The sequence below is a fragment of the Nocardia pseudobrasiliensis NBRC 108224 genome (genome assembly GCF_001613105.1).
Classification (GTDB): Bacteria; Actinomycetota; Actinomycetes; order Mycobacteriales; family Mycobacteriaceae; genus Nocardia; species Nocardia pseudobrasiliensis.
In genome coordinates this window covers 82741-90770 of record NZ_BDBS01000051.1, presented here as the reverse complement: position 1 = coordinate 90770, position 8030 = coordinate 82741, and the positions used below count along the sequence as shown (strand labels likewise).

Sequence of the window (8030 nt, the reverse complement as noted above, 5' to 3'; positions counted from 1 at the left end):
GCTTCGGCTCGGCCGCGGCGAGCACATCCTGCTTGCGGATGCGACCGCCGACGCCGGAGCCCTGCACCGACGCCAGATCGACGTTGTGCTCGGCGGCCAGCTTGCGGACCAGCGGGGTGACGTAGGGGGCCTCGCCGTTGCCATTGCCACCGGCCGGAGCGGACGGCGCGGGCTGCGGCTTGGGCTGGGGCGCTTCGGCCTTCGGCTGCGGCGCGGGTTCCGGCTTCGGCTCGGGCTCGGGCTCCGGCTGCGGAGCGGGGGCCTGTTGCTGGACCGGTTCCGGCTTGGGCTGCGGGGCCGGGGCCGACTGGGCGGCGGGCTGACCGCTGCCGATCACACCGAGCTGACCGCCGACGGCGACGACATCGTCCTCCTGCGCGGTGATCTCCAGCAGGGTGCCGGCCACCGGGGAGGGGATCTCGGTGTCGACCTTGTCGGTGGACACCTCGAGCAGCGGCTCGTCGACCGCCACGTCGTCGCCGACCGCCTTGAGCCAGCGGGTGACGGTGCCCTCGGTCACGGACTCGCCCAGTTCGGGCATCTTGACCGGGGTACCGGAGGCGGCGCCGGACGAGGCGGCGGGCTGCTGCTGGGCCGCGGGCTGCGGAGCGGACTCCTGGGCCGGGGCCTGCTGCTGCGGTTCGGGTTGTTGGGCCGGGGTCTGTTCGGCCTGCGGGGCGGGGGCGGATTCCTGGGCGGGCGCCTCGTTGGCGTCGCCGATCACACCCAGCTCGCCGCCGACCTCGACGACGTCGTCCTCCTTGGCGACGATCTTGGTGAGCACACCAGCCGCGGGCGACGGGATTTCGGTGTCGACCTTGTCGGTGGATACCTCGAGCAGGGGCTCGTCGACCTCGACCGTGTCTCCTTCCTGCTTCAGCCACCTGGTCACAGTGCCCTCGGTGACGCTCTCACCAAGAGCTGGCATCTGGACGGAGAAGGCCATGTCCGTTGACTCCTCTAACTGCTCGACGGGTCTACAACAGTTCATCTCTCGGTGGGCGCCCACCGCGGGTCGCGGCGAATGTCGGTACCGGAGAACCGTGGTTCTTGTTCCGACTCTCCATCCTTGCACTCGTCGACGCGGCCCGTGGCACAGGGCGGCTGTGTTGGGCGAGGATGCCCGGGGCGGGCCGTCGCCGGGTATGTCCCGATTCCTGGCACTATCGATGCACCGGGTGTGAACATCTCCGGTGCAGGAAGAGGAGGTGGGCGGAGATGGGTTTGCTGGATCGTTTCCGCCGCGGCGGGCCGGGCGGGATCGTCGACGCGACCGATGCCCGGTACCTGGCCGACTGGGTACGCACCCATATCGGCGCCGAGGCATACATCGAACCCAAGACAACAGTGACCGATGTCACAGTCGTCCTGGTGGCCGCGGACGGCGAATGGACCCGCCGCATAGTCGGCGAACAGGGCGCGCGCCGCCTGTCCGGCTGGCTGAAGATCCCCGTCTACGACGTATCCCGCACGGGCTACCCCCAACGTATGCGCGACTACGACGCCCGCCGCCGCATCGAGCGCAAGCGCGCGCTGGAGGACGAGCTACGGGACCCCCGGATCGACTGACCCGAAGATTTACCGTCCCTTAGGAATTCGCGGCCCCGCCGCCCGGCCTGGCGGCCGGACGGCGGGGAAGTGAAGGGGCAGCGGCTGCGATGGGAACGCGGAGGGGCAGAGGCCGTAACGGGAACGCGGAAGGGCAGCGGCCGTAACGGGAACGCGGAAGGGCAGCCGCCGCAACGGGAACGCGGAAGGGCAGCCGCCGCAACGGGAACGCGGAAGGGCAGCCGCCGCAACGGGAACGCGGAAGGGCAGCCGCCGCAACGGGAACGCGGAAGGGCAGCGGGCTTGCAATGGAATCCCGAACGCGAAGCGGCCCTTCTCATATCCCTGATGCCCGGCCGCCGAGGCCGGGCATCAGGGCCGGTTGCTACTCCGCCGCGATGTCGTCCAGGACCGCGATCAGTGTCCGGACCGGCACGCCCGTGCCGCCCTTGCCGATGTAGCCGAACGGGCCGCCGGTGTTGTAGGCCGGGCCGGCCACGTCGAGGTGGGCCCACTGGGCCGACTCCGGGACGAATTCCTTGAGGAACAGGCCCGCCGAGAGCATGCCGCCGTAGCGGTGCGGGGCGACGTTGGCGAGGTCGGCGATCTTGGAATTGATATCGGCGCGCAGTTCCGCGGGAAGCGGCATGGCCCAGGCGTTTTCGCCGACGCGCTGGGAGATGCGGGCCACGCGGTCGCGGAAGTCCTCGGTGCCCATCACGCCGGGCGTGCGGGTGCCGAGGGCGACCATCTGGGCGCCGGTCAGGGTGGCGACGTCGATGAGGTAGTCGGGATCGTCCTCGCCCGCGCGCACGATGGCGTCGGCCAGGATGAGCCGTCCCTCGGCGTCGGTGTTGATGACCTCGACGGTTATGCCGCCGTACTGGGTGAGTACGTCGCCGGGCCGCTGCGCGGTGGCCGAGGGCATGTTCTCCGCCATCGGCACGGTCGCGGTGACCGTGATCGGCAGGCTCAGCCGCGCCGCGAGCAGCGTGGTGGCGATGACCGCCGCCGCACCGCCCATATCGGAGGTCATATGCTCCATATTGGCGGCGGGCTTGATGGAGATGCCGCCGGTGTCGAAGGTGATGCCCTTGCCGATCAGCCCGACCTTCTTCTCACCACCGCGATAGGTGATGCGAATCAGCCGCGGCGGCCGCGAGGAACCCTTGCCGACGCCGAGCACACCGCCGTAACCGCCTGCCTCCAGGGCCTTTTCGTCGAGCACCTCGACCTCGAGCCCGGCCGCCTCGGCCAATTGCTGTGCCCGGGCGGCGAATTCGGCCGGGAACAGATGGCTCGGCGGGGTGTTCACGAAATCACGCGCGGTCGCGACGGCCTCGGCGATCGCCTGCGCCCGGAACAGCTCCTCCTCACCGGAATCCGGTGTGGGAACCAGGAATTCGACCCGCTGCACCGGCCGCTCATCCGGCTTCGGCGCGGACTTGCCGGACTTGAACAGGGTGAAGGTGTAGGCGCCCAGATAGAACCCCTCCGCCGCCGCACCCAGATCCAGTCCCGACAGCGTGGTGACCGCGGTCGCGACCCCCGCCAGCGCCCGCCCCGCCGCACCCGCGGACTTGCGCACCTGCTCGGCATCGGCCTTCTCCGCCGACCCGAGTCCGACGGCCAGCACACTGGTCACCCCCAACCCCTCCGGCGCGGGCACCCGGGTCAACTCCTCGGCCTTCCCCTTGGCTCCCACCGCCCGCAACTGCTCGACCAGCGCCTCCCGCGCATCCCCCAGCACATCCTCGAACGCATCCGAGGGCGCCAGCACCGGCCCGTCCTCACCGCTGAACAACCCCACGACAAGCACATCGGCGTCCCCGATGCCGACCACACGAACCAGTTCCGGCCCGAGCGAACGATCTGCAACTCCAGTCATGCCGACCAGGCTACTGACCGTGTCGAGCCGATTGGATCAGCGGCGTACGAGGCCGACCCAGGCATGGTCGCGGCCTCGGGTGATCGCGACCATCAGCTGCCGTTGCCACTGCCGCAGCCGCTCGAGATCCGCGCCCGACTCGGCCTCGGGCGGCGGCTCGGTGACGTAGAAGACGCCGAAGAACTCCGGCCCCTGGGCTCGGTGCACCGTACCGACCTTGATCGAGCCGCCGTCGCTTCCGGGTTCCGGTGATGACCGCGAGGTCGGAGTACGCGATGCCGCAGTTGTCTGTCGCCTCCACCAGAGCCTGATGCAGTTCCGAAGCGCCTGCCCGGAATGCCGCCGAAGGTGGCGGGCAAGGCGGTGCAATCGGACGACGGTCTTTCCGGTGCCCGCGGGGCCGCTGATTCTGGCCGGGCCTGTGAACCGACGGCCGACGAGATGACGCTGTTCGACATCGAGTACTACGGCCCATTCCGCGAGTTCGCTGTTTTGCAGCAGTGCGGGCTCGGATGTCGCACGTTGTCGTTCGATCATGATTCCCCCCGATCCTCCCGAAGGCGTGGGACGCTCCACGTTACGGAGAACGCCATCCGGCACGGCGGCCGGTAATCGTGAGGATGGCCGCCGGACCGTTATTCGGTAGTCGACGGGGCCGCCTGCCGTGACGAGGTGGCGACCGCCTCGAGATCGGGCCGCCGTGCAACCGATACGTTCTCGGCGAAAAACCGCGCTGCGACACCGTCCAGAACAAGATTCAGCCCGTTGTCGAGGAGCCGTTCGAAGTCCACATCCAGTCCGCCCGCGTGGTCGGCGAAGTAGCGGGACAGGGTGGGGTGGGATTCGGGAGAGACCAGGTCGAGGACTTGGGCGGCGGCGACGTCGGCTGGGAGTGTGGCGGTGCCGAGGGGGTTGCGTTCGGAGCCGGGGAGGAGGGCCAGGCCCTGGACCAGGCCGGAGACCGAGAGGTAGATCGTCATCATCGTCGCGCTGTCGAGGCCGCGGCCGTCCAGGGCGGCGAAGGTGCGTTCGAGGGCGTCGAGCAGGGCGGGGCCGATGGGTGGGCGGGTCTGGGCCAGGACCGCCAGCATCCACGGATGGCGTTGGTAGAGCTGCCAATCCGCGCGGGCCTCCGCGCCCAGCCGATCGCGCCAGTCGGAGGTAGCGGTCGGGACGGGGGCCGCGGCGAGGGTGAGTTCGGCCATTTCGGCCAGCAGGGCATCGCGGTCGGGGAAGTAGCGGTAGAGGCTCGCGGTCGCCACGCCCAGTTCGGTGGCGAGCCTTCGCATCGAAAGGGCTTCCAGCCCTTCGCGATCGGCGAGTTCCACCGCGACGCGCACGATGCCGACGGCCGTGAGCTGCCCGGTGCGATGCGGGCGACGCGGGGGTGTGGCCGTGTGGCGAGCGCGATAGGCGCGGGCCTGGCACGAGCGCGAGCAGTAGCGGCGGCGGCGACCTCGGTCGGCCCGGGCGCAGGGCTGGCCGCAGACCGCACACGCGAGCTCACTTTTCATCACAACTACAAGTGTGACGAAATTGTCGCTTGCTCGCAGGTCGCCCCATACCTTGGCGAAGGCACACAGTGTTCACGAAGGGAGAAGTTTATGACGACGATGCGGGTGCACCGGGCGGAGTCGAAGGAGCTGGACGAGGTCGTGCGGGTCTTCTCGCGCGCTTCCGTCGACGAGGAGGTGACCTCCTGGATCCTGGCCGGACAGCACGAGATCGGCGAGACCTACCGCGCCGAATACGTGCCGGAGATGATCGAACACGCCCTGCTCGAGGACGAGGTGTGGGTCGCGGGCGACGAGGAGGGGATCTGGGCGGTCTCGGTCTGGCAGACCGTCACCGGCCGCGACCGCCTGCTCGCCGAAATGCGCAGCGCCCGTGAACTGTTCGACAGCGCACCCCTGCAACCGCTGCGCCGCCTCGCGGCCCTGACCGAGATCATGGCCGACACCCACCCCGCCGAATACCCGCACCGCTACCTGCAGGTCATCGTCACCCTGCCCGAGTACCGCGGTAGGGGTGCGGGCGCGGCCATCGTCACCGAACGCGCCAAGGCCGCCGCCGACGCGGGTATGCCCGCCTACCTCGAGGCCAGCACCGAGCGCTCGGCCCGCCTCTACGCCCGCTGCGGTTTCACCCAGGTCGGCGCCCCGATCCCGCTGCCCGAGGACGGCCCGACCCTGCGACCGATGTGGTACCGGGGCTGAACGGGTCCGCCCGTCCGGAACCGTCCGGTTAAGCTCGCGGCGTGACCGAGACGAACCTGCTGCAAGGCCCGATTCACAATGTGCACGTCGAGCTGGGTGCGAGTTTCGCGCCGTTCGGCGGCTGGGAGATGCCCGTCCAGTACGGCGGGACTGTCGCCGAGCACACCGCCGTGCGGACCACGGTCGGGGTGTTCGATGTGAGTCATCTGGGCAAGGCGACCGTGGCGGGTCCGGGGGCGGCGGCGTTCGTGAACGCGGCGCTGACCAATGATCTGGGGCGGATCCGGCCGGGTAAGGCGCAGTACACGCTGTGCTGCACGCCCGAGGGCGGGGTGATCGACGATCTGATCGCGTACTACGTGAGCGAGGACGAGATCTTCCTGGTGCCCAATGCCGCCAATACCGCGGCCGTGGTCGCCGAACTGCGCAGGGTCGCGCCGGAGGGAATTACCGTCACCGAACAGCACCGCGACTTCGCGGTCTTCGCGGTGCAGGGTCCCAAGTCGGCGGAAGTGCTTGCCGCCCTGGGACTTCCGACCGATATGGAATATATGGCCTACGCCGACGCCGAATGGGACGGCCGCCCGGTGCGGGTCTGCCGGACCGGCTACACCGGCGAGCACGGCTACGAGCTGCTGCCCCGCTGGGCCGATGCCGAACCGCTGTTCCGCGCGCTGATCGAGCAGGTGCGGGCGGCCGGCGGCGAGGCCGCGGGCCTCGGCGCGCGCGACACCCTGCGCACCGAGATGGGCTATCCGCTGCACGGACACGAACTGTCGCGCGACATTTCGCCGGTGCAGGCGCGCTGCGGCTGGGCGGTCGGCTGGAAGAAGGACGAGTTCTGGGGCAAATCCGCTCTGGAACAGGAGAAGTCGGCCGGGCCGCGGCGAATCCTGATGGGGCTCAAGGCCCTCGACCGCGGCGTGCTGCGGCAGGGACAGGCCGTGCTGCGGGGCGAGGAGACCGTGGGGGAGACCACCTCGGGAACGTTCTCCCCGTCGCTGAAGGTGGGTATCGCGCTGGCGCTGTTGAACACCGACGCCAACCTCGAGCCCGGCGATCAGGTCGAGGTCGACGTGCGCGGGCGACGCCTGCGGGCGGAGGTCGTGCGCCCGCCGTTCGTGAAGGCGAGTACGACGTAGGAGAGCGTGTCGCACACGCGTGATCGACACCGGCCGGGCGCTGCTGAGCAATCTGCACAGCACGCCCGGTTACTTCTATTCGAGATGTCGGACCGGGCACCGCGAAGCGGGCACCGCGTTCTAGGATCAGCATCATGACCGTTGCTGCACAGTTCACCCGTGTTCCGCATCCCGCCCCGACGCCGGCGCAGCGACGGCAGGAAATCCTCACCGCACCGGGTTTCGGACGCTATTTCACCGACCACATGGTCACTCTCGAGTACGTCGACGGGCAGTGGGGCAACGGCCGTGTCGAACCCTACGCGCCGCTGACGCTGGACCCGGCGACCATGGTGTTCCACTACGGCCAGGCCATCTTCGAGGGTCTCAAGGCCTACCGGCAGGGCGACGGCAGCATCGCCACCTTCCGCATCGACGCCAATGCCGCGCGCTTCCAGCGTTCGGCGCGGCGCATGGCGATGGCCGAATTACCCGCGGAGCTGTTCATCGAATCGGTGCGCCAGTTGCTGGAGGTCGACGCCGACTGGGTGCCCGCGGCGGGCGGTGAGGATTCGCTGTATCTGCGGCCGTTCATGCTGTCCACCGAATCCGGCCTCGGCGTCAAGCCGGCCGAGCGGTATCAGTACCTGCTGCTGGGATCGCCTGCGGGCGCGTACTTTCCGCGCGGGTTGAAGCCGGTGCGGGTGTGGCTTTCCACCGAATACGTGCGCGCCGCGCCCGGCGGCACCGGCGAGGCGAAGGTCGCGGGCAACTACGCCGCCTCGCTGCTGGCGCAGAAGCAGGCCACCGAGAAGGGCTGCGATCAGGTGGTGTGGCTGGACGCGTGCGAGCACCGCTACGTCGAGGAGATGGGCACCAACAACCTGTTCTTCGTCTTCGGCTCCGGATCGCAGGCGCGGCTGGTGACCCCCGAACTGTCCGGCTCGCTGCTGCCCGGCATCACCCGCGATTCGCTGATCACGCTGGCCGCCGACGCCGGATACAAGGTCGAGGAGCGCAAGATCTCGGTCGAGGAGTGGCGCAAGGGCGTCGAATCGGGCGAGATCACCGAGGTGTTCGGCTGTGGCACCGCCGCGGTGGTCATCCCGGTCGCCACGGTCCGCTCCGCCGAGGGCGAATTCACCATCGGCACAGGCGAACCGGGTGAGGTGACCATGGCCCTGCGCGACACCCTGACCGGCATTCAGCGCGGCACCTTCGCCGATATCCACGACTGGATGCAAAAACAGGTCTGAG

At 69.4% G+C, this 8030-nt stretch carries 8 protein-coding genes; 4 read left to right on the top strand and 4 right to left on the bottom strand.

The annotated features are described in order from the left end of the window. A partial coding sequence (gene sucB / locus NP4_RS33285) for a 2-oxoglutarate dehydrogenase, E2 component, dihydrolipoamide succinyltransferase (RefSeq protein ID WP_068006449.1) occupies nt 1-946 on the bottom strand: 946 nt, incomplete at its 3' end. Nucleotides 947-1218: 272 nt separating this feature from the next. Between sucB and NP4_RS33280 the strand changes: the two genes are divergently transcribed. Then, the gene (locus NP4_RS33280) at nt 1219-1569 is read left to right on the top strand and encodes an oxidoreductase (RefSeq protein ID WP_068006417.1); all 351 of its coding nucleotides are present in this window, start codon (nt 1219-1221) and stop codon (nt 1567-1569) included. 364 nt (nt 1570-1933) lie between these two features. Here NP4_RS33280 and NP4_RS33275 read toward each other — a convergent pair whose 3' ends face one another. The 3 genes from NP4_RS33275 to NP4_RS33265 form a co-directional block, all read right to left on the bottom strand. Continuing rightward, the gene (locus NP4_RS33275) at nt 1934-3436 is read right to left on the bottom strand and encodes a leucyl aminopeptidase (RefSeq protein ID WP_068006414.1); all 1503 of its coding nucleotides are present in this window, start codon (nt 3434-3436) and stop codon (nt 1934-1936) included. 36 nt (nt 3437-3472) lie between these two features. Next, entirely contained in the window at nt 3473-3643 is a 171-nt protein-coding gene (locus NP4_RS41810; RefSeq protein WP_169813843.1) for a P-loop NTPase family protein, read from the bottom strand. A 428-nt stretch (nt 3644-4071) separates the two neighbouring features. Continuing rightward, on the bottom strand, nt 4072-4950 hold the full coding sequence (locus tag NP4_RS33265; protein WP_068006410.1) for a TetR/AcrR family transcriptional regulator: 879 nt from the start codon (nt 4948-4950) through the stop codon (nt 4072-4074). A gap of 90 nt (nt 4951-5040) precedes the next feature. Here NP4_RS33265 and NP4_RS33260 point away from each other — a divergent pair, with 90 nt between their 5' ends. From NP4_RS33260 to NP4_RS33250, 3 genes are all read left to right on the top strand, one after another. After that, nucleotides 5041-5652: a GNAT family N-acetyltransferase gene (locus tag NP4_RS33260; protein WP_068006409.1), complete on the top strand. Its 612-nt coding sequence runs from the start codon at nt 5041-5043 to the stop codon at nt 5650-5652. A 41-nt stretch (nt 5653-5693) separates the two neighbouring features. Beyond that, nucleotides 5694-6794 (top strand): glycine cleavage system aminomethyltransferase GcvT, encoded by a 1101-nt coding sequence (gcvT, locus tag NP4_RS33255; protein ID WP_068006406.1) that lies wholly within the window; start codon nt 5694-5696, stop codon nt 6792-6794. Between the two features lie 134 nt (nt 6795-6928). Next, nucleotides 6929-8029, top strand: coding sequence for a branched-chain amino acid aminotransferase (locus tag NP4_RS33250; RefSeq protein WP_068006404.1), 1101 nt, complete (start codon nt 6929-6931; stop codon nt 8027-8029). Nucleotide 8030: the final 1 nt, after the last annotated feature.